Genomic DNA, 19,982 nt, shown 5'->3' with positions numbered 1-19,982 from the left:
GGCGCGGCCAGGGCCAGGGCGGCCAGGGCGGCTGGTTCGGCGATCCCGAGGGCCATGCCGAGGCGGCGCGCCGCGGCTGGGACCATCGCCGCGACGATGACGACGACCGGCGCCATGCCTCGCGCGGGCGCCGCTGAACCCGGGCGAGAGGGGGCCGCAAGGCCCCCTTTCCGCCCCGTGGGACCGGACCGGTGAGCGGGCCGGAGAAGGCGCGCGCGCCCGGGCCGGAGACGGAAGCAGAGGCGGAGACGGAAGCGGAAAGGCGGCCGGAGGAGAGCCGCGGCGCCAATCCCTCGCGGCTGCGCGCCGAGATCGACGCCGGCCGGACCGGCGACAAGCTGGGCTTTCCCGACCCGGCGGCGGCGCCGCTGGGCACCGACGACGAGGCGGCGGGCACCCCGGTCAGCCNCGAGCAGCTGCGCCTGGCGCGCCGCGCCGAGCTGGCCCAGGGCGCCCGCGCCCGCCGCAACCCCGGCCCGCGCCNCCTGCCGCAGAGGCTCGCCGTCCTCGCCATCCTGCTGCTGATCATCATCACAGCCATCCTCATCCGCGCAAACAGACAAAACTGAATCACGTCGGACGGGAGAGTTTCTGCCGAACCCAGATCCGCTCAAGAAGAAGCACGAGGAGCGCGCCGATGTCGCGCTCGGAGCAGAGATGCGGAAGAAGGGCCAGGGCCTGTTCCAGCGCATCGGCCACCAGGTCGTCGGCCAGCGCCGCATCCTGCACCAGGAAGCGAGCCATGGCACGCAGCCGGGGCATCATCTCCGTCACCGTCATCTCGGGCGTGCAGCACAGGCAGGCATGGTAAAGCGCGCTGTGCAGCAGGACGGCCGAGGCCAGCGCCTCGGGACCGTCCCGGCGCGGCACGCAGCTGCCATGCGGATAGAGGCCCGGATGCAGCTCGGGCCCTGCGGTGAACATGACGAAGGGGATGCCTGCCGCCTGCAGGCTGTGCGCCAGCGCCGCGGGCTCGCGCAGATTCAGCACCGCCGCATCGACCTGCATCAGGTCCGGGCGTTCGAGCGTCGCGGCCATCGCCCCCGCGCCGGCGACGGGGATCTCAGCCTGCTCCTCCGCGGTCCAGAAGGCAGAGAGGCGGTGCCGCGCCATCATCGGCGGCAGGGCCGGCGAGACGGACGGGGGCGCGTCATTCACCAGCACCTCGACCGAGGCGCCGGCGTCGCGCAGGTATTCCGCCACCGAATCGCTGCCGGGCCCGCCCTCTTCCCACAGCGCCAGACACAGCCCGTGCAGGTCGGCATTGCGGTAGAAATGCCCGATCCCGGCCGGGGGAATGCATGAGGGGAGCTTCCGGCCGGGCATCGTCAGCCCCTATGGCCGGTCAGGGGGGAATGCGTCGCCCCGGGTTCGTTGCCGGGGCGTTTCGCTCGGGCGGCCCGCCCCGGTCGGGGGCGATCCGGGCGGCGGGCGGCGTCCCTGCCGGCGCCGCCCCTGCGCACCGGCTGCGGCGCACCAGCCGCTCCGTCGTCGCAGAACCGGAGGAAACCCGCCGCCGCGATGATCGGGATGGGAAGGCGCTTCTGCTTCCGGGTCTTGATGCGTGCTGCGGACATCGAATCCTCCTGCGGGCCTGCCGGGCGGCCCCGCCTCCGGGGCCCGGAACGGAAACCTGCCGGGCGCGGGCTTGTTCCCGGCCTCAGCCCGCCGACCAGGCCTCGAGCACCTCGGCCAGCGGCGCGGTCTCGACCTGCTGCGAGAAGCGCCGGCGGTACAGCGTCATCGCCGCGTCATGGCCCCGGTCGGTCGAGGAGCAGACCGCATCGCCGACAAGGATCACCCGGTAGCCCAGATCGACGGCGCCCAGCACGGTGGCGAGCACGCAGACATCGGTCTCGCCGCCGGTGACCACCAGCGTGGTGATCCCGGCTCCGCGCAGCAGGCGGTGCAGCCCGCCGTCGTGCCAGGGCGAATAGACCGGCTTGTCGATCACCCGCGCAGGCGGCGCGTGTCGGACCAGTTCCGGCAGCAGCTCCAGCCATTCGCCGTCCAGCCGCTCGCGCAGCATCTCGGGCCATTGCGCGTAATAGCGCGCCCAGCTGCCGGGTGCCGCGTCGAGCCGCGCGGGCGGGATGAAGCGGGTGAAGAGCGTGCGCTCGGGCCGCGCCGTCACCAGCGTGGCGACCACGGGCAGGATCCTTTCGATCCAGGGCACCGCCCAGGGCGAGCCGGGGGCGAAGAGCCGCTGCATATCGATGCAAAGATGCAGGGTCTCGGGACCCATCGGGCCGAATCTGAGTGCCTGTTCCATTGCCGATTCCGCTGGCCGCCTCTTCCGGGCAGAAACGGATGCGCAGGGAAATTGTTCCGCCGCGCCCCGTTCCGCGAGGCAGCCGCCGGCGTTGCGCTGGCGCAGGCGGTTTCCCGGCCCTGGCTGCGGGCGGGGGCGGCTGGAAGCCGGCGCGGCGATCGGCGACCGGATTCCGTCGATGGGCCGCAGATCCTATCCCCCGCCCGCTGCGGACCGGATCATCCCGGATGGCCAGGTCATTCGCGCCCGGTGGCCGGTTCCAGATGCCAGGGCGGGAATGAGGGCATCTGTTTCCTCGCTGTTCAGGGGAAAATGGTGCTATTGCAGATTTACGCGGCGGCCTTCAGCTGATTGCGGCCATCCGGTCCGCAAAGCCGATCCGGCGCGTGGCGATGCGCGACAGCAGTGCTTCGTCATGGCTGATCGCCAGGATGCCAATACCCGTTTCCCGGGCCAGACCCAGCAGGACATGCCATAGCTCGGCTTGCGCGACCGCGTCCAGCGGCGCGCTGATTTCATCCGCGATCAGGAAGCGCGGACTGATCGCCACTGCCCGGAGCAAGGCGACCCGCATGAGCTGTCCGCCGGACAGCTCATGCGGGAAGCGGGTCGCCCAGCCGGGCTCCACCCCCAGCTTTGCGGCAAGCGCAGGATCGGGGGCCGCGCCTTCGGCGATGATGCGCCCGATGCGCCAGCGCGGGTTCATGGTCTGGATCGGGCTCTGCGACAGATACTGGATCGGCGAAGGCCCGCCTCGGGCTGTCGGCGCGCCGTCCAGCAAAACCTGTCCCGCCAGTGGCAGCAGGTAGCCGGCAAGCAGACGGGCAAGCGTCGATTTTCCGCAGCCGGACGGGCCGGACAGGCCCAGGATCTCGCTCGACGCGATCTTCAGCGAGATATCCTCGATCAGAGGCAGGCGGGGATCGTGGCGATAGCAGAGACCGCGGGCTTCAAGCATGGGTGGACCTGCCGGCTGTGTCGAAAGCGTTCTGCGGCAGCGCGTTCCACAGCCTGCGGCTCCAGTCCGACAGCAGGGCGGCGCCGTCGCCGGAAAAGGCTGCGGCGCGCTCCTCGGCCAGGATGCGGCCGTCGCGCATGACCGCGACACGGTCGGCATAGGGCAGGGCGGTGACCAGATCATGGGTGATGACGACGACCGTGCGCCCGGCATCGGCCAGCGCGCGCAGTCGCCGCAGCACGAGGTGCAGATTGTCGGGGTCCAGCCCGTCGGTCGGCTCATCGGCAAGAACGACGCCGGGATCGCCGGCCAGGGCCGCGGCCAGCAGCACGCGCCGCGCCATGCCGGCCGAGATCGCGCCGGGATAGAGCCTGGCCACCTCGGGCGGCAGGCCGACGCGGGCCAGGGCCTGGTCGACCGGGAAGCTGCGCGGCAGCCCGGCCCGCCTGGCGGCCCAGCGGATCTGCTGTCCCACCGTCGCCAGCGGGTCGAGGAAGGTCACCGATTGCGGCACCAGCGCCAGCACCCTGCCGCGCATCCCCGCCGCCGTGGCGGGGGAGAGGGGGATGCCGTTCAGCCGGATCTCGCCGCCCATCCGCGCATTGGCGGGCAGCAGGTGCAGGACAGCGCGGGCCAGCAGGCTCTTGCCCGCGCCGGATGCACCGACGATGGCCATCATTTCGCCAGGGCGGGCGGTCAGCGTGACGTCCTCCAGCGGCACGCCGCCGCAGGGAAAGCGCAGCGACAATCCGCGGATTTCCAGCAGGTGGGTCATGGAGCCGCGCTCCTTGGGTCCAGCGCCCGGCGCACGGCATTGCCGATGCCATCGAAGGCCAGGACCAGCCCCAGCAGGCAGAGGCCGGGGAACAGCGCCAGCCACCATCGCCCCGCCGCCAGCGTCTTCATCGCATCGGCCAGCAGGATGCCGATGGCGGGGCGCGAGGGCTCCAGCCCGAAGCCGAGGAAGGTCAGCCCGGCCTCGTGCAGGATCGCGTGGGGGAACAGCAGGATGAAGCCGACGACCGCCTGCGGCAGCAGATGCGGCAGGACATGGCGCAGCAGGACGAAACTGCGCGAGCGGCCAAGCGCGTAAGAGCTGCGGACGTAGTCCGATGCCTGCACCTGCATCAGCTCGGCGCGCAGGACCCGGCTGAGGCGCGGCCAGTGGGTCAGCGCCACCGCCAGGATGACCGCCTGCGTGCCGCCGCCGAAGGCGAAGGACAAAAGCACCAGCAGGACCAGATGCGGCAGGCCCAGGAACAGGTCGATCACGAAGGACACGGCCGCGTCGGTGGCACGGTGCAGCCCCGCGGCCAGCGCCAGCAGGATGGCCACGATGGTGGAAATGGTGGCTGCGGCGAATCCCACCTGCATGCTGACCCCAAGCCCGGCAAGGGTCCGGGCCAGCATGTCGCGCCCCAGCTGGTCGGTGCCGAAGGGATGGGCCAGGGCGGGCGGCTGGAAGCGGGCCTGGAAATCGGTGCGCATCGCGCTGTCGCCGATCAGCGCCGCCGCGATCCCCAGCGCCGCCAGCAGCAGCAATCCAAGCGCCGGGGACAGCAAATGGGCCGGCAGGGCGGCGGGCCGGCGCCGGGGGCGCGGGGCGGTCTCGATGCTGCTCATCCCTCGCTTGCCTCCCGCAGGACGGGGGCCGGGCCGCGCATGCGCGGATCCACGATCCGGTAGAGGATATCGGCCAGCATGTTGCCGGTCGAAACCACCAGCGTCGCCAGCAGGGTAATGGCCAGCAGAAGCGGCACATCGCCCTTCATCGCCGCCTCGACCGTGGCACGGCCAAGGCCGGGATAGGCGAAGACCTGCTCGGCCAGCACCGCACCGCCGAGGATTTCACCGATGGAGGCGAAGAAGATGGTCAGCGCCGGCAGGGCGGCATTGCGCGCGATGCTGCGCCGGGCGATGTCGCCCGGCCGCGCGCCCTGGGCCAGCGCGAAAAGGACGTGATCGGCTTTCATCAGCTCGGCCACCTTGGCGCGGGTATGCAGCGCGATCTGCGCGATCCCCAAGAGCGACAGGACCGCAAGCGGCAGGATCAGGTGATGCAGCCTCTGGACCCATGTCACCTCTTGCGGCAGCGCGCCGATCGGGCCCGAACAGCAAAGCGGCGTCCAGCCCAGATTGACCGAGAACAGGGTCAGCGCCAGCAGCGCCACCCAGAAGGTCGGGGCCGAGGCGGTCACATAGGCGTAGATGCGGATGATCCGGTCGGGCAGCGATCCTTCGCGGATCCCCGCCGCGATGCCCAGGCCGAAGCCCAGCACGCCCGACAGCAGCCAGGCGGGCAGGGTCAGGAGCAGCGAAGGCAGGATACGCTCGGCCAGCACGGCGCGGACCGGGGCGCCATAGGCGGTGCTCCAGCCCGCATCGCCCGACAGGATGCGGGTCAGCCAGCGGGTGAACTGGGCAAGGACGGGCTGGTCCAGCCCCCATGCGGCGGCGATCAGCGCCTTCTGCTCGGGGCCCAGGCGCGCGATGGCGGGGCCCAGATAGGCATCGACCGGATCGACGGGCGAGAGCTTCATCAGCGCGAAAGCCGCCGCCGCAGCAGCCAGCAACAGCAGCCCCAACCGCATCAGGCGCAGGGCGATGATCCTGCCCAGACCGCGGCCCGCCAGCATCATGGGCAGGTCCATGTCCATTCCGCCAATGATGCGGTGATCGGCCAGCCATGGCCATGCGGCTCGACCTGGGTCCGGCCCAGGTCGAGGCATTCGCCGACGAAATAGACATGGTCCAGATTGACCAGCCACGCCCATGCCGCATCCCCCCTGACGCCGTATTCGGCGGCCGCGGCGGACCAGAGCGGATAGGATTGCTCCAGCGACGGCGCGGCCTGCGCTTCCGCGAAAAGCGCGTCTACCCTGGGATTGGCGTAATAGGTCGGGTTCAGGTATTCGACCCCCGCCAGCGCACCGTCATAAAGCGCAAACAGCTGATAGGGGGAATGGCTGCCGAAGCCGAAGACGACCGGCTCGGCATGCATCACCTTTTCGATGCTGCTCCACGAGCCGCCCTTGGGCGTGGCCTCGATCCCCAGCGGGCGCAGCAGTTCGGCGGTGGTTTCCGCCAGCATCTGCCGGGTGGAATCCGAGGCGGGATAGTGGATCGGAAAGGCGGCGCGGATGCCGCCCTTCACGCGGATGCCGTCCTTACCTTCCATCCAGCCCGCCTCGTCCAGCAGTCGTTTGGCGCCTGCCAGATCAAAGGACAGGCTGTCGTCCCGACCCTGCCAGGGCAGCCCGTCCGCCGGGCCCCAGGCCGGGGTGCCGTGGCCGTGCAGCGCGACCTCGACGATGGCCTCGCGGTCGAGGCCGATATTGATGGCCTGCCGGATCGCCTTGTCAGAGGTCACGGCATTGCCGAGCTTGCCCCCTGCGGGCGAGAGCTCATCCTGCGGGGGAAGAAACGGCAGGCTCAGCCCGCGATTGTCCACGGTCGGCACGGGGACGGCGCGGAATTTCTGGGGCGGGTTGCCGGCAAGCGGGGCAGGAACCGAAACCATATCGACCGCGCCCGCCTGCGCCGCCGCCAGGCCGGCGGCCTCGCCGGTGAACAGAAAGGTCAGGCGGTCGAATGCCGGCTGCTTGCCGTAATATTCGGGATTCCTTTCGACGATCAGCTGCTCGCCCTCGCGCCAGGACACGAAGCGGTAGGGGCCGGAGCCGATGGGATGGCGGCCGTAATCGGGGCCGTAAGAGGCGGCAGGCAGGATGCCGAGCGTCAGGAAGTTCTCGACGAAGGTGATCCACGGCTTCTTCAGCCGAAAGACCACGGTGCGGTCGTCGGTGGCGCTCGCGCTGTCCAGCACCGACAGGTCCAGCCCGCCGGCCGAGGTCTTGCCCTGCTCGAAGGTGAAGGCCACGTCACGCGCCGTCAGCGGCGTGCCGTCCGAGAAGCGGGCGTCGTCGCGGATCGTCACCGTCCATGTCAGCCGGTCCTCGGACAGGTGCCATTCCGTCGCCAGGTCGGGCTGGATGGCCAGGTCCGCATCGCGCCGCAGCAGCGTGGACTGGAACAGCGGATGACCATAGGCGCCCCAGCCCAGCAGGGGATCGAAGCCGGTTTCCGGCTCGCCGCCGATGGCCAGGACAAGGCTGGTCTTCGGGGCGGAGAAGCCTGCCGCCGGTGCGATCGCCAGCGCCGCGAAAACCCCCAGGGCCACGATATGCGAAAATGGGTTGGACTGTCTTTGGGGCATGGGCTGGGGCTCTCCGGGCTGGATAGGCAATCTCTCTGCGGCTCTGGCCGGTCCCCGGCAAGGGGGCCGACCAGTAATGGGATGTCAGACCTTCTCGGCCACGCAGTCGTTTACCAGGCGGCCGACGCGCTCGATCTCGACCTCGACATGGTCGCCGGGTTTCAGCCATTGCGGCGGCTTCATCCCGATGCTGCCGCCGGCGGGGGTGCCGGTAAAGATCACGTCGCCGGGCCGCAGCGTGAAATACTGGCTGAAGAACGAGATGATCGTCGGAATGTCGAAGACCATTCCTGCGGTCGAGCCGTTCTGCTTTTCCTCGCCGTTCACGCTTAGCCGGATGTTCAGGTCCGAGGAGTCGCCCACCTCGTCCTTGGTGACGATCTACGGTCCCATCGGCGCATGGCTGTCCTGCGTCTTGCCGCGCAAGAGCTGGCGGTCGGCGCGCATGTGATCGACGACGACCACCTCGTTGCCGCAGGAATAGCCCAGCAGGTAGTCCATCGCGTCTTCCTTTTCCACGAAGCGCGCCTTTCGGCCGATGACCAGCACCAGTTCGGCCTCCCAGCCGATCATCTCGCTGTTGCGCGGGATGATGATCGGGTCCGAGGTGCCGACCAGCGCGTTGCCATACATCGGGAAATTCGTGATGATCTGCGGCACGTCATGGCCCATCTCTTCCAGATGGTCGTAATAGTTCGAGCCGACGCCGATGATCTTTTCGGGACGGGTGATCGGCGCGCCCAGTTCCAGCGAGGCCAGTGGCAGGACATGGACGGCATCGGGCCTGGCCAGCGCCTCGCTGACCAGATCGGCGGCCAAGTCCAGCCCGCCCTCGGCATTCAGCAGATCGAAGGTCGAGGCGACCGCCGCCATCTGCTCGGCCGTCGCATCGGGACGCAGCGCCGCAAGGGCGGCGGCCAGATCGACGACCTGCTCGCCCTCGCAGACGCCCAGCCGCAGGGTCTTGCCGCTTTTGAATTGAAGGATCTTCATGGCATGGTCTCCGTTGCAAGGGGGGCGGTGCCTGTCCCAGGGACGGGATCGGGCAGGTTCAGCTGGCGATGCGCCGCGCGCAGCGTGTTGAGCAGCAGGCAGGCGATGGTCCTCGGACCCACGCCGCCCGGGCCCGGTGCGGTGCCGGTGCGGCCGGCAAGAGCCCCGGCGGCCTCGGCGATGTCCCCCGTCAGCCGCGCGGCGCAAGCCTTGCCGTCGATGACGCGCGCGCTCATTCGAAGACTACGGTGCGATGGCCGTTCAGGAAGACGCGCCGCTCCAGATGCAGCTTGACGGCCTTGGCCAGCACGCGCGTCTCGATATCGCGGCCCACGGCCACCAGATCGTCGGCGGACAATGTGTGACTGACGCGCTCGGTCTGCTGTTCGATGATCGGGCCCTCGTCCAGATCGGCCGTGACGTAATGGGCGGTCGCGCCGATGCTTTTGACGCCGCGATCATAGGCCTGATGATAGGGCTTGGCGCCCTTGAAGCTGGGCAGGAAGGAATGGTGGATATTGATGATCCGCCCGAACTGCGCCTTGGAGAAACTGTCCGAAAGCACCTGCATGTAGCGCGCCAGGACGATGAGGTCGGCGCCGGTGCTGTCGGCCAGGTCCTGCAGGCGCTTTTCCTGCTCGGCCTTGTTTTCCTTGGTGACCGGCCAGTGGTGATAGGGCAGGCCCGCCGCCTCGGCCGAGGCGCGCGCGTCTTCGTGGTTCGAGACGACCGCGACGATCTCGGCCTTCAGCCAGCCGACCCGGATCTGGTACAGCAGATGCTCGAAACAATGGTCGAAGCGCGAGACCATGACGATGATCCTGGGCAGCCGGTCGGCCTCGTAGAGGTTCAGCTGTAGCCCGAAGCGCGAGACCGCGGGGGTCAGGGCGTGCCGGATCGCGTCCTTGGTCTTGTCGCCGGGACAGGCAAAGCGGATGCGCAGGAAGAAGCGGCCCGTGGTGCGGTCGCCGAACTGCGCGCTTTCCAGGATATTGCCGCCGAAATCGGCCAGCCGTCCGGTGACGGTGGCGACGATGCCCGGCTGGTCATCGCAGGACAAGGTCAGGATATATTCTTTTTCAGACATCAAAGCCGGTCCTTTTTGATTGGGCGGATATTTGAAAAGCGCCCTTATTCATATCGCAGTGCCGCCCGATGGGTTTTATCTTGGATTTGGCGTCCTCCAGCCGATGGAAACTTCTGGACAGGGCGCGCAATAAATGCCGCAGTCTCATGCCCCTCCCGCAGGGTTTCGCAAGGTATATGGGTAGGACCCCGGCAAGGCTTCTCAAAAAAATTCAACGGGGCGCATTATTATTGCGGTTGTTGGAATGGAGGGGCGGGCGCAGAACCTTGGCCTGACTGCAAGACGCAAAAAGGGCTGCGATGGCCGCCCGATCGGACCAAGCGCGGAGGAAAGCGGGATGAGGATACTGGTCGTTGGCGCAGGGGCCGTCGGCGGATATTTCGGGGCGCGGCTGGCGGCTGCGGGGCGCGACGTGACCTTCCTGGTCCGCGCGCGTCGGGCGGAACAGTTGCGGCGCGAGGGCATGCAGGTGGTCAGCCCGCATGGCGACCTGACGATCCGGCCGCAGCTTGTCGAGGCCGCGCAGATCGACGGACCCTATGACCTGATCCTGCTCAGCGTGAAGGCCTATACGCTGGACAGCGCGATGGAGGATTTCGCCCCCGCGGTCGGCCCCGGCACGATGATCCTGCCCGCCCTGAACGGCATGCGCCATATCGAGCGGCTTGTGGAGAGCTTCGGCGAAAAGCCGGTGCTGGGCGGGGCCTGCCGCGTGGTGGCGGAACTCAACGACAAGGGCCAGATCGTGCAGATGGCTGAGGTCCAGAGCCTCGTCTATGGCGAGCGCGACGGCACGATCAGCGACCGCATGCGGGCACTTGACACCATCATGCAGGGGGCGGGCTTCTCGGCGGAATCCTCGGACCGGATCATGCAGATCATGTGGGACAAATGGGTCAACCTCGCCGCGCTCGGCGGGATCACCTGCCTGCTTGGCGGCGCGGTCGGGCAGGTCGCCTCGGTCCCCGGCGGTGTGCGCTCGGCCACGGCGCTTTGCAACGAGGCGCTGGCTGTCGCCGGCGCTTATGGCCATGCCCCGACTGAGCAGGAAGCGGCGCGGGTCGTATCGTCGCTGACCAACCCGGACTCGAAGCTGACCGCCTCGATGTATCGCGACATGAAATCCGGCGGCCCGGTCGAGGCCGAGCAGATCCTGGGCGACATGGTCGAAAAGGCCGAGGCCAAGGGGGTCGAGGTGCCGCTGCTGCGCGCCGCCGCCGTGGCGCTGCGCGTCTACGATGCGAGCCGCTGAGAACGGGCCGCCGCCCGCCCGAAAACCAAGGAGAGACGCATGAAGGTCGTCAAGGTCGAAGCCATCGAGATCGAGCAATCCGGGCAGGTGGGCATCCCGTCCTGGCGCCATGTCTTCGCCCGCGTCCATACCGACGAGGGCATCACCGGGCTGGGCGAGGTCGGCATGCCCTTCGGCACCGGCGCCCCCGCCGCGGCGCCCATGATCCTGACCCTGGCCGAGCGTTTCGTGCTGGGCCGCGATCCTTTCGACACTGAGACCGTCTGGGAAACCATGCTCCGCCGCTCGTTCTGGGGCGAGGGCGGCGGACCGGTGATCTTCGGCGCGATGAGCGCGCTGGACGCCGCGCTGTGGGACATCAAGGGCCGGGCGCTCGGCAAGCCGGTCCATCGCCTGCTGGGTGCCGCGACGCCGGGACCGCTGCGCTGCTATGCCAGCCAGCTGCAATTCGGCTGGGACGATGTGGCGGTGGTGCCGCGCGGCCGGCCCGGTGAATATCGCGAGGTTGCGCAGGCCGCGCGTGCCGAGGGCTATGATTGCGTCAAGGTCGATCCGATCATGGTCGATCCGACCGGCGTCCGGAACCCCAATGTCCGCGGGCTGTTCACGCCCGAGGAACGCAGGCTGTTCCGCGCCCGGCTGGAGGCCATCCGCGAAGGCGTCGGCCCGGATTGCGACATCATCATCGAGCTGCATTCCTTCAGCTCCTCGGCCGGGGCGTTGCAGGTCTCGGAACTGGCGAAGGATCTGGGCATCCTCTTTATCGAGGAACCCACGCATTACAACAGCACCCATGCCCATATGAAGGTCGCACGGCGCTCGGACATCCCGATCGCGACGGGCGAAAAGCTTTATACCCGCTGGGGCTTCATGCCCTACCTGGAAGCGGGGGCCGTGGACATGATCCAGCCCGATGTCGGACTGGCCGGCGGCATTTCGGAAGCGTTCAAGATCGCGCATCTGGCCCATGCCTATGACGTGGGGGTGCAGGCGCATATCTGCGGCTCGCCCCTGGCCACGGCCATCGGCCTGCAACTGGAAGCGGCAATCCCGAACTTCGAGATCCACGAGCATCACACCTTCGCCCTGAAGCACACCAACCGCGACCTGTTCGAGCAGGACCTGCAACCCGTGAATGGCCGCTTCGAGGTGCCGACCGCCCCCGGCTTCGGCATGGATTTCACCGCCGCCGCCCAACGCCAGATGATCCGGCAGGATGTGGCGCTGTAAGCCGCCGCCGATCCGACAGGAAAGGAACCCTCATGACTTCGCTCGTCACCACCGCCTGGCTTGCCAATCACCTGGACGATCCGCAGGTTGTGCTGCTGGACGCGTCCTTCAAGCTGCCCGGCGCGACGCCGACCGCCCCCGAGGAATTCGCCGAGCGCCACATCCCCACCGCGCAGTTCTTCGACGTGGACACGGTGGCCGATGCCGGCAACCCGCTGCCCCACATGATGCCCTCCGAGGCGGAGTTCGCCCGCACCGTGGGCGCCTTGGGGATTTCCAACGATACCATGGTGGTGATCTACGACACCCCCGGCCTGATGTCGGCGGGGCGCGCCTGGTGGATGTTCCGCAGCTTTGGCCATCGCAAGATCGCGATCCTTGACGGCGGGCTGAAGGCCTGGATGGCCGAGGGGCGGCCGGTGACAGCCGAGGTGGCGGCGCGGCCCGCCGCCAGCTATCGGGCGGTTCTGGACCCCGCCGCCGTCGCCTCCAAGGCCGATGTGCTGGCCAATATCGACAGCAAGGCCTGCGATCTGGTCGATGCGCGTTCCGCCGCGCGCTTCACCGCCGAGGAAAAGGAGGCCCGCCCCGGCCTGCGCTCGGGCCATGTGCCGGGCAGCCTGAACGTGCCCTTCGATCGCATGACCGATCCGGAGACCGGCAGGATGAAATCGCCGTCAGAGATCGCGCAGGTCTTCCGGCAGGCCGGGCTGGACATGGAGCGGCCCGTCATCGCCTCTTGCGGCTCGGGCGTGACGGCCTGCGCGCTGGCCTTTGGTCTGCATCTGGCGGGCAAGGACGATGTGGCGGTCTATGATGGCTTTTGGGCCGAATGGGGCATGCCGGGCGATACGCCGGTCGCGACCGGGAAATGAGGGACATGCTGCCGGAAACCGGGTTCGACGGCTTCGCGGCAGCCGTCCGGCAGGTGGTGCCTGCCGGGCGATTCCTGCTGGACGCGTTTTCGCGCACCGTTCACGGCGCCGATGCCAGCCCCTACAGCCTGCTGCCCCGCGCGGTGATCCTGGTCGAGACCGAGGACGAGGTGGTCGCCATCTGCCGCGCGGCCAGCCGCACGGGCGTCCCGATCACCTTCCGCGCGGCGGGCACCAGCCTGTCGGGGCAGGGCGTGACCGACAGCGTGCTGGTCAAGATGGGCCCGAATGGCTGGCGCCGGTTCGAGATGGGCGAGGATGCCGCAAGCGTGCGCATGGGCCCCGGCCTGATCGGGGCGCAGGCCAATGCGCGGCTGGCGCGGCACCGGCGCAAGATCGGACCCGACCCGGCCTCGATCTCGGCGGCGATGATCGGCGGGATCATCGCCAACAATTCCAGCGGCATGTGCTGCGGGACGGAACAGAACAGCTATCGCACCCTGCGCTCCATGCGGCTGGTGCTGGCGGACGGGACAACGCTGGACACTGCCGATCCCGAAAGCCGCCGCGCCTTCCGGGTCAGCCATGGCGCGCTGCTGGACGAACTGGCCGCGCTTGCCCGCGCGGTGCGGGACGACGCCGAACTGGGCGCGCTGATCCGGCGCAAGTTCGCGATCAAGAACACCACCGGCTATTCGCTGAACGCGCTGGTCGATTACGACGACCCGTTCGAGATACTCCAGCACCTGATCGTCGGATCCGAGGGCACGCTGGCCTTCATCTGCGAGGTGACGCTGGAAACCGTGCCCGCGCCCCCGAAGCAATCGGCGGCGCTGGTCTTTTTCGCGGATGTGCGGATCGCCTGTTCGGCGGCCACCGCGCTCAAGGCGCAGCCGGTCTCGGCGGTCGAGATGATGGATTACGCATCGCTGCGCTCGGCCCTTGACCAGCCCGGCGTGCCCGAGAGCTTTGCGCATATGCCGCGGGGCACCGCCGCGCTGCTGGTCGATCTGCGCGCCGACGACGCCGAGGCCCTTGCCGCGCAGATGCGATCGGTGACGGCGGCCATCGAGCCCTTCGCGCCGCTTGAACCGGTGCGCTTTTCGCATGACCCGCGGACCTATGCGGCTTACTGGAACGTGCGCAAGGGGCTGCTGCCCGCCGTGGGCGGCATGCGCGCGCCCGGCTCGACGGTGATCGTCGAGGATATCGCCGTTCCCATCGACAGCCTTGCCGAGGCCGCCCTTGCCATTCGCGAAATCTTCGACCGGCTGGATTACGGCGATGCGGTGATCTTCGGCCATGCGCTGGACGGCAACCTGCATTTCGTCTTTTCCCAGGCCTTCAACAGCCCCGAGGACATCGCCCGCTATGCCCGGCTGATCGACGAGGTGGCGGAACTGGTCTCGAACCGTTTCCACGGCTCGCTGAAGGCGGAACACGGCACGGGGCGGGCGATGGCGCCCTTCGTGGAGCTGGAATGGGGCAGCAAGGCTTACGAATTGATGCGGCGCATCAAGCGGGCCTTCGATCCGGCGGGCGTGCTGAATCCCGGCGTGATCCTGTCCGACGACCCCCAGATCTATCTCAAGGCGCTGAAATCCCTGCCGGTGGCCGATCCGCTGATCGACAAATGCATCGAATGCGGCTTTTGCGAGCCGGTCTGCCCCTCGCGCGCGCTGACCACCACGCCGCGCCAGCGCATCGTCGCGACGCGTGCGCTGGCGCGCGGCGCGCAGGATGCCAGCTTCGACAAAAGCTATGATTATGCCGCCGTGGATACCTGTGCGGGCGACGGGCTTTGCGCCATGTCCTGCCCCGTGGGCATCGACACGGGCGAGATGATGCGCAGCCGTCGCGCCCTCCGCCACGGCGCCGCCGGGCGCGGCCTTGCCCATGCGGCCCAGCGGCATCTGGGCGCGGTGATGAAGGCCGCCAAGGCCGGGCTTTGGACCAGCGACCGCGCCTATGTCGTGTTGGGCAAAGGCGCGATGACCGGCATCACGCGGGGACTGCGCCGCGTTTCGGGCGACAGGGTGCCGCAGTGGACGCCCTGGCTGCCCAGGCCCGCGCCCGCCCCGCGCTATCCCGCGGGCGAGGTCCCGGATGCAGACCTGCCGCAGATCCTGCTGTTTCGAAGCTGCGTCAGTACCGTCGCCGCGCCGGCCCGCGACATGCCCGACCCGCGCCCGCTCTGGGACGTTCTGGCGCTGCTGTTCCGCCGCGCGGGCTACCCGGTTCGCATTACCCCGGCGGGCGAGGGGCATTGCTGCGGCCAGCCCTTCGCCAGCAAGGGCTATCCGCAAGCCGCAAGGGACGGCGCCATCCGGCTTGAAGGGCATCTGCGGGCCCAAGGCGGCGGCATCGTCGTCTCGGACACCAGTCCCTGCAGTTTCCGGATGCGGCAGGAACTGGCCGAGGACATGCGCCCGATGGACGTGACCGAGGCGCTGGCGGAACTGGTCCTGCCGCGCCTGACCATCCGCCGCCGTGCAGGCAGCATTGCGCTGCATATCACCTGCAGCACCCGCAAGATGGGGCAGGCCGACCGGCTGCTGGCCCTTGCCGAAGCCTGCGCCGAGGAGGTGATCGTGCCGCCCGACATCGAATGCTGCGGCTTTGCCGGCAACAAGGGTTTCGAGGTGCCGGAACTGAACGCCAGCGCCCTGCGGACCCTGCGCGACAAGCTGCCGGAACGGGTCACGCGCGGCTATTCGACCAGCATCACCTGCGAGATCGGGCTGTCCGAGCATTCCGGCCGTCCCTACCAGTCGATCGCCTATCTGCTGGACTGGTGCAGCGATCCCGCCCTGTAGTCCCATAACGATGGAGGACAGAATGACGTCATCCCCCCAGGTCGAAGCCTTCTACGACGAAGCGACGAACACCTTCTCCTATATCGTCCGTGATCCGGGGTCCGACGCCTGCGCGATCATCGATTCGGTGCTGGATATGGACTATGCGGCGGGCCGGCTGTCCTACGATTCCGCCGACCGCATCATCGCCCGCGTGCGCGAGCAGGGGTTGCGGCTGGAATGGCTGCTGGAGACGCATGTCCATGCCGATCACCTGTCTGCCGCGCCCTATCTGCAACAGGCGCTTGGCGGCAAGATCGGCATCGGCGAGCAGATCACCGTGGTGTAGGAGACCTTCGGCAAGGTCTTCAACGAAGGCACCGAGTTCCGTCGCGACGGATCGCAATTCGACCGGCTGTTCCATGATGGCGACAGCTTCCGGATCGGCACGATGGAGTGCCGCGTCATGCACACGCCGGGCCATACGCCTGCCTGCCTGACCTATGTGATCGGCGATGCGGCTTTCGTGGGCGATACGCTGTTCATGCCTGACGGCGGCACGGCGCGGGCCGATTTTCCGGGCGGCGATGCGCGGATGCTTTACCGCTCGATCAGGCGGGTGCTGGACCTGCCGCCCGAGACGCGGCTGTTCATGTGCCATGATTACGGCCCCAACGGGCGCGACATCCGCAATGAGACCACCGTGGCCGAGCAGCGCGCCCACAATATCCATGTCCACGACGGCGTGACCGAGGATGAATTCGTCGCCATGCGCGAGGCCCGCGACGCCACGCTGGGAATGCCGCGCCTGATCATCCCCTCGCTTCAGGTCAACATGAAGGCCGGCGCCCTTCCCGAGCCCGACGAAAAGGGCAAGCGCCATCTCAAGGTGCCGCTGAACGAGCTTTGACGGCGGGGCGCAGCATCTCGGGCGCCTGCATCCCTGGAAACCCACGAAATCAAGGTCGCCATGCCGCGAACGGAGGATTCATGCCTGATCTCACCGCCACAGCCGCCCTGCACCATGAAGTCGTCATCCTCGGCGCCGGCGCGGCCGGTATTGCCATCGCCTTGTCACTGGTAGCGGTGACGGCCTTCGGGCTGACCACGGCGCTGAACTATGCACGCGCGGGCCATGTCGACTGGCCGCTGGCGCTGGTCTTCGTGGTCGGCGGCTTATCGGGCGGGATGCTGGGCGCGCGACTGGCGCGGCATCTGTCCACGCGCAGGGGCAGCCTGCACACGGATTTCGCCGCGTTGGTCGTGCTGGTCGCGATCTACATGCTGGTCCGCCGCGCCGCGGGGCTGGCGGGCTGACCCCTTCGCTTCAACCAGGACCGGGGGCCTTCCCGGACAACCAAAAGGAGAAACCCATGCTCTTTGCCTTCGTCTGCACCGACAAGCCCGATGCGCTGGACATCCGCATGGCCAACCGCCCGGCCCATCTGGAATGGCTGGATTCCACCCGCGGCGTCTATATCGCCGGGCCGCTGCTGGATGAGGGGCAGACACCCTGCGGCAGCATCCTGGTCGTCGAGCATGAGGATCTCGAAGCGGCAAGGCAATGGGCCGCGCAAGATCCTTACGCGCAGGCGGGCCTGTTCGAATCCGTCGCCATTCGCGAGTGGAAGAAGGTGATCGGGCAATAGGCCTGTCCCAGCCTGTATTGCCAGGAAGGCGCAGCTTGAAAAAAGCTGCGCCTTCCGCCGTCAGCGCCTGTCAGTCAGGGCTGCGGCCTTGCGGATCATGTTCAGCGCCCGGTAGGCCGCGCAGGCGGCGCCATAGCCGTTGTCGATATTGACCACCGTCAGGCCCGGCGCACATGAGGCCAGCGCCGCGTTCAGCGCCGTCTGCCCACCGTTCGAGGCGCCATAGCCGGTTGAGGTGGGCAGGCAGATGATCACCCCCGGCACCAGCCCGCCCAGCACGCTTGGCAGGGCGCCGTCCATGCCGGCGACCGCGACGATCACCGGGAATTTCTGCAGCTCCTCGACATTGCCCAGCAGGCGCCACAGGCCGGCCACGCCGATATCGATGAACTGCCGCGTCGGCGCACCCAGATAGGTCAGGGTGCGGATGACCTCGGCCGCCTGCGGCATGTCGGAACTGCCGGCCGAGACGACGGCGATCTGCGCAGGGCCAGGCGCTTCGGGTGGGGTCCAGTTGAAATAGCCGATGCGCGAGATCGGGTCGTAATCCAGCCGCGCCCGGTGATCGGCCGGGAAGCGTTCGAAGACGTCCTGTTCAAGCCGTGTCATGAGGCAGCTTTCGCCGCGTTCGAACACATGGTCCATGATCGTCGCCAGCTGTGCATCCGATTTCCGGGCGCAGAGGATGGCTTCGCCAAAGCCGACACGCTCGTGCCGTTGAAAGTCCAGTCGGATCTCGGTCATTCGGTTTGCTCGCGAAGAAAGGCGCTGCCGCGCGTATAGCCCTGGAACAGGACGGGCCGGTCGCTGCCGAAGGCTGCGCCGATCTTTTGCGTCAAGGCCCGTTGGTGTTCGGGAGAAAGCCGCGACAGGGCGGCGGGGTCAAGCTCGACCACCACCCCCGTAGCGCGGACGCGGCAGCGCACGGTCCTTGGCGCCAACTCGTCGCGCAGCAGGGTCTCGATGCGGTCCACGGCGTGCAGCGTCTGCGGCTCGATGCGCAGCGCGGTCTCGATGCGGCTGGACAGGCAGGGGGCCGAGGGCATCTCGGCCAGGTCGTGCAACCCATGCGCGGCCGCCATGGCGCGCACATCGGCCTTGGTCATGCCCGCCTCGACGAAAGGATGGCGCACATGGTTGGCTTCGGCGGCCTTCAGACCGGGGCGCCAATCGCCCAGATCGTCCATGTTGGTGCCTGAAAACAGCTGGGCTTCGGTATGCCCGGCCAGCGTGCCGTAAAGGTTCGATTTGCAGAAAAAGCAACGGTTCGAGGGGTTTGAAAGGTATCTTTCATCTGAAAACTCGCCCGCGTCCACGATGCGCAACTGCCAGCCGTGGCGGGCCGCATAGTCCCGGATGCGCGCCGTTGCCGCCTGCGGCACGGCAGGGGACGAGGCGTGGAACATGGTCACGTCCCTGCCCATGGCACGATGCGCGACATAGGCCAGCGTCATGCTGTCCACGCCGCCCGAGACCGCCACGGCGGCCGGCCGGGCGCTGTCGAAAACCCCATGCAGCCGGCTAAGGAAATCCGCGGTTTGCATCAGTCTTTCACCTTTTCCTGCAATGCCTGCGCCTCGGCAGCCCGCCGCAGCTCGGCGCGTTGCTTCTGGCTGTCGGCGGTCGCGGCATCGTCGATCTCGGCCTTGGCGGTGGTGCCGCCGGGGCGCTCGGCCAGCTTGACGCGGATGCCGCCCTCGGCGGTCACGGCGCGGCGCGGAAGAATTGCCCGGGCCTCGATCCGGCTGCGCAGGCCCAGCGTGGTCGTCTGGCGGAAGCAAAGCGCGCTGACCCGGGCGACGGCCTCGGGCCGGGTCAGGACCTGGATGGCGGCCATCATCCGGCCCTTCTTGCCGATGGCAAGGCTTTGGGTCACGTCGATGACGGCGGGATCGGCGCGGATCCGGTCCAGCGCGGCGGCCAGTTCCTCGCCGCTCTGATCGTCGATCTCGAACTGGATGACGCCGACGCGATCCTCGGTTCGACCATCCTCATCGCTCAGGGCCAGGACGCGCAGAACGTTGCTCATGCCTTGAAAGCGGCGGGTGCCGAAGCCGATCCCGCTGCGCGCAAGCCGGCGCGGGCTGGCGCCGATGCCCGGTGCCGGCGCCAGATAGCGCAGGATGGCGGCACCCGTCGGCGTGATCCGCTCGCCGGGGTGGCCGTCGTCGTGGAAGGTGAAGCCGCGCAGTAGCAGGGTGGTGGCCGGAGCGGGGACCGGCAGGCGGCCATGCTCGGTCTCGATCCAGCCCCGACCCAGCGGCAGCGAGCCGACCGACCAGCCGGTCGCGCCGGTGCCCACGATCAGGGTGGCGGCGGCGACGATGTCGGCGATGGAATCCCAGTTGCCGACCTCGTGAAAGGCGACGGCGTCGAGCTCCTTGCCATGGACCTGCGCCTCGGCCGTGGCGAGTTCGTGAAAGATGCCGATGGCCGCCTGCTTGACCGGCTCGGGCAGGCCGCTGGCCTGAAGGCTGGCCCGCAACTCGCGCCAATGAGTATGGTGATGGTGGCCGTGGTGGGTGTCGGCGTGGGGGGTGATGCCCGTGATGATGGTGCCCGTGCCCATGGTCGTGGTCGTGAGGATGGTCATGCGCTTGGGCGTGACCGTCGGTCTTGCCGTTCTTCGTCACGACGAAGCGATGCCCGGTCAGC

Annotated in this window: 18 protein-coding genes and 3 pseudogenes; 8 read left to right on the top strand and 13 right to left on the bottom strand. The window is 68.4% G+C overall.

Annotation, left to right across the window (positions count from 1 at the left end):
* The first annotated feature begins 191 nt into the window (after positions 1-191).
* On the top strand, positions 192-569 hold the full coding sequence (locus tag L632_RS23055) for a hypothetical protein (protein WP_051476491.1): 378 nt from the start codon (positions 192-194) through the stop codon (positions 567-569).
* A gap of 1 nt (position 570) precedes the next feature.
* On the opposite strand, the gene L632_RS0117675 is transcribed toward L632_RS23055, so the two are convergent.
* The 10 genes and pseudogenes from L632_RS0117675 to purU all read right to left on the bottom strand — a co-directional run bounded on the left by L632_RS0117675 (position 571) and on the right by purU (position 9,526).
* Entirely contained in the window at positions 571-1,326 is a 756-nt protein-coding gene (locus L632_RS0117675) for a hypothetical protein (protein WP_028714733.1), read from the bottom strand.
* 334 nt (positions 1,327-1,660) lie between these two features.
* Entirely contained in the window at positions 1,661-2,272 is a 612-nt protein-coding gene (locus L632_RS0117670; RefSeq protein ID WP_028714732.1) for a cysteine hydrolase family protein, read from the bottom strand.
* Positions 2,273-2,615: 343 nt separating this feature from the next.
* A complete protein-coding gene (locus L632_RS0117665; RefSeq protein ID WP_028714731.1) occupies positions 2,616-3,230 on the bottom strand; it encodes an ABC transporter ATP-binding protein in 615 nt (204 codons plus the stop codon).
* The gene (locus L632_RS23050; protein WP_036698754.1) at positions 3,223-4,005 is read right to left on the bottom strand and encodes an ATP-binding cassette domain-containing protein; all 783 of its coding nucleotides are present in this window, start codon (positions 4,003-4,005) and stop codon (positions 3,223-3,225) included. The genes L632_RS0117665 and L632_RS23050 overlap by 8 nt, the downstream gene beginning before the upstream one ends.
* Entirely contained in the window at positions 4,002-4,853 is an 852-nt protein-coding gene (locus L632_RS0117655) for an ABC transporter permease (protein ID WP_028714730.1), read from the bottom strand. The genes L632_RS23050 and L632_RS0117655 overlap by 4 nt, the downstream gene beginning before the upstream one ends.
* Positions 4,850-5,881, bottom strand: coding sequence for an ABC transporter permease (locus L632_RS0117650; RefSeq protein ID WP_232215770.1), 1,032 nt, complete (start codon positions 5,879-5,881; stop codon positions 4,850-4,852). The genes L632_RS0117655 and L632_RS0117650 overlap by 4 nt, the downstream gene beginning before the upstream one ends.
* Positions 5,866-7,446 (bottom strand): ABC transporter substrate-binding protein, encoded by a 1,581-nt coding sequence (locus tag L632_RS0117645; protein WP_051476489.1) that lies wholly within the window; start codon positions 7,444-7,446, stop codon positions 5,866-5,868. Before L632_RS0117645 ends, L632_RS0117650 begins: the two co-directional genes overlap by 16 nt.
* Before the next feature lie 84 nt (positions 7,447-7,530).
* Positions 7,531-8,319, bottom strand: a pseudogene (locus L632_RS25000) (fumarylacetoacetate hydrolase family protein).
* 116 nt (positions 8,320-8,435) lie between these two features.
* A pseudogene (locus L632_RS0117635) lies at positions 8,436-8,657 on the bottom strand (hypothetical protein); the annotation flags it as partial.
* A gap of 14 nt (positions 8,658-8,671) precedes the next feature.
* Complete coding sequence (purU, locus tag L632_RS0117630) at positions 8,672-9,526, bottom strand: formyltetrahydrofolate deformylase (RefSeq protein ID WP_028717292.1); 855 nt, start codon at positions 9,524-9,526, stop codon at positions 8,672-8,674.
* Positions 9,527-9,863: 337 nt separating this feature from the next.
* On the opposite strand from purU, the gene panE reads away from it, so the two are divergent.
* From panE to L632_RS0117595, 7 genes and pseudogenes are all read left to right on the top strand, one after another.
* Entirely contained in the window at positions 9,864-10,778 is a 915-nt protein-coding gene (gene panE / locus L632_RS0117625; RefSeq protein WP_028717291.1) for a 2-dehydropantoate 2-reductase, read from the top strand.
* A gap of 39 nt (positions 10,779-10,817) precedes the next feature.
* Entirely contained in the window at positions 10,818-12,008 is a 1,191-nt protein-coding gene (locus tag L632_RS0117620; RefSeq protein ID WP_028717290.1) for a mandelate racemase/muconate lactonizing enzyme family protein, read from the top strand.
* A gap of 32 nt (positions 12,009-12,040) precedes the next feature.
* Entirely contained in the window at positions 12,041-12,883 is an 843-nt protein-coding gene (gene sseA / locus L632_RS0117615; protein ID WP_028717289.1) for a 3-mercaptopyruvate sulfurtransferase, read from the top strand.
* 5 nt (positions 12,884-12,888) lie between these two features.
* Positions 12,889-15,699 (top strand): FAD-binding and (Fe-S)-binding domain-containing protein, encoded by a 2,811-nt coding sequence (locus tag L632_RS0117610; protein ID WP_028717288.1) that lies wholly within the window; start codon positions 12,889-12,891, stop codon positions 15,697-15,699.
* A gap of 10 nt (positions 15,700-15,709) precedes the next feature.
* A pseudogene (locus L632_RS23040) lies at positions 15,710-16,588 on the top strand (MBL fold metallo-hydrolase).
* 80 nt (positions 16,589-16,668) lie between these two features.
* Entirely contained in the window at positions 16,669-16,995 is a 327-nt protein-coding gene (locus L632_RS23035) for a TSUP family transporter (RefSeq protein WP_028717287.1), read from the top strand.
* A 56-nt stretch (positions 16,996-17,051) separates the two neighbouring features.
* Positions 17,052-17,327: a YciI family protein gene (locus L632_RS0117595; RefSeq protein WP_028717286.1), complete on the top strand. Its 276-nt coding sequence runs from the start codon at positions 17,052-17,054 to the stop codon at positions 17,325-17,327.
* Positions 17,328-17,387: 60 nt separating this feature from the next.
* Here L632_RS0117595 and larB read toward each other — a convergent pair whose 3' ends face one another.
* Genes larB through L632_RS23030 form a run of 3 tightly spaced genes read right to left on the bottom strand, consistent with a single transcriptional unit; the run spans position 17,388 to position 19,920 of the window.
* Positions 17,388-18,071 (bottom strand): nickel pincer cofactor biosynthesis protein LarB, encoded by a 684-nt coding sequence (larB, locus tag L632_RS0117590; protein ID WP_028717285.1) that lies wholly within the window; start codon positions 18,069-18,071, stop codon positions 17,388-17,390.
* Complete coding sequence (locus L632_RS0117585; protein ID WP_051476486.1) at positions 18,068-18,871, bottom strand: hypothetical protein; 804 nt, start codon at positions 18,869-18,871, stop codon at positions 18,068-18,070. The genes larB and L632_RS0117585 overlap by 4 nt, the downstream gene beginning before the upstream one ends.
* Entirely contained in the window at positions 18,871-19,920 is a 1,050-nt protein-coding gene (locus L632_RS23030; protein WP_198021848.1) for a LarC family nickel insertion protein, read from the bottom strand. Before L632_RS23030 ends, L632_RS0117585 begins: the two co-directional genes overlap by 1 nt.
* Between the last annotated feature and the right edge of the window lie 62 nt (positions 19,921-19,982).

Origin of the sequence: Paracoccus sp. J39 (genome assembly GCF_000518925.1) — a bacterium.
Taxonomy (GTDB): Bacteria; Pseudomonadota; Alphaproteobacteria; order Rhodobacterales; family Rhodobacteraceae; genus Paracoccus.
The sequence above is the reverse complement of the archived record's forward strand: the minus strand, read 5'-3'. Positions and strand labels throughout refer to the sequence as shown.

Excerpts from the sequence above, each read along its gene's own strand:
- sseA (WP_028717289.1), top strand. The coding sequence starts at position 12,041 with ATGACTTCGCTCGTCACCACCGCCTGGCTTGCCAATCACCTGGACGAT.
- L632_RS0117585 (WP_051476486.1), bottom strand. The coding sequence starts at position 18,871 with ATGCAAACCGCGGATTTCCTTAGCCGGCTGCATGGGGTTTTCGACAGC.
- L632_RS0117665 (WP_028714731.1), bottom strand. The coding sequence starts at position 3,230 with ATGCTTGAAGCCCGCGGTCTCTGCTATCGCCACGATCCCCGCCTGCCT.
- larB (WP_028717285.1), bottom strand. The coding sequence starts at position 18,071 with ATGACCGAGATCCGACTGGACTTTCAACGGCACGAGCGTGTCGGCTTT.
- purU (WP_028717292.1), bottom strand. The coding sequence starts at position 9,526 with ATGTCTGAAAAAGAATATATCCTGACCTTGTCCTGCGATGACCAGCCG.
- L632_RS0117595 (WP_028717286.1), top strand. The coding sequence starts at position 17,052 with ATGCTCTTTGCCTTCGTCTGCACCGACAAGCCCGATGCGCTGGACATC.
- L632_RS23035 (WP_028717287.1), top strand. The coding sequence starts at position 16,669 with ATGCCTGATCTCACCGCCACAGCCGCCCTGCACCATGAAGTCGTCATC.
- L632_RS0117620 (WP_028717290.1), top strand. The coding sequence starts at position 10,818 with ATGAAGGTCGTCAAGGTCGAAGCCATCGAGATCGAGCAATCCGGGCAG.
- L632_RS0117655 (WP_028714730.1), bottom strand. The coding sequence starts at position 4,853 with ATGAGCAGCATCGAGACCGCCCCGCGCCCCCGGCGCCGGCCCGCCGCC.
- L632_RS0117670 (WP_028714732.1), bottom strand. The coding sequence starts at position 2,272 with ATGGAACAGGCACTCAGATTCGGCCCGATGGGTCCCGAGACCCTGCAT.
- L632_RS0117645 (WP_051476489.1), bottom strand. The coding sequence starts at position 7,446 with ATGCCCCAAAGACAGTCCAACCCATTTTCGCATATCGTGGCCCTGGGG.
- L632_RS23030 (WP_198021848.1), bottom strand. The coding sequence starts at position 19,920 with ATGACCATCCTCACGACCACGACCATGGGCACGGGCACCATCATCACG.
- panE (WP_028717291.1), top strand. The coding sequence starts at position 9,864 with ATGAGGATACTGGTCGTTGGCGCAGGGGCCGTCGGCGGATATTTCGGG.
- L632_RS0117610 (WP_028717288.1), top strand. The coding sequence starts at position 12,889 with ATGCTGCCGGAAACCGGGTTCGACGGCTTCGCGGCAGCCGTCCGGCAG.
- L632_RS0117650 (WP_232215770.1), bottom strand. The coding sequence starts at position 5,881 with ATGGACCTGCCCATGATGCTGGCGGGCCGCGGTCTGGGCAGGATCATC.
- L632_RS0117675 (WP_028714733.1), bottom strand. The coding sequence starts at position 1,326 with ATGCCCGGCCGGAAGCTCCCCTCATGCATTCCCCCGGCCGGGATCGGG.
- L632_RS23050 (WP_036698754.1), bottom strand. The coding sequence starts at position 4,005 with ATGACCCACCTGCTGGAAATCCGCGGATTGTCGCTGCGCTTTCCCTGC.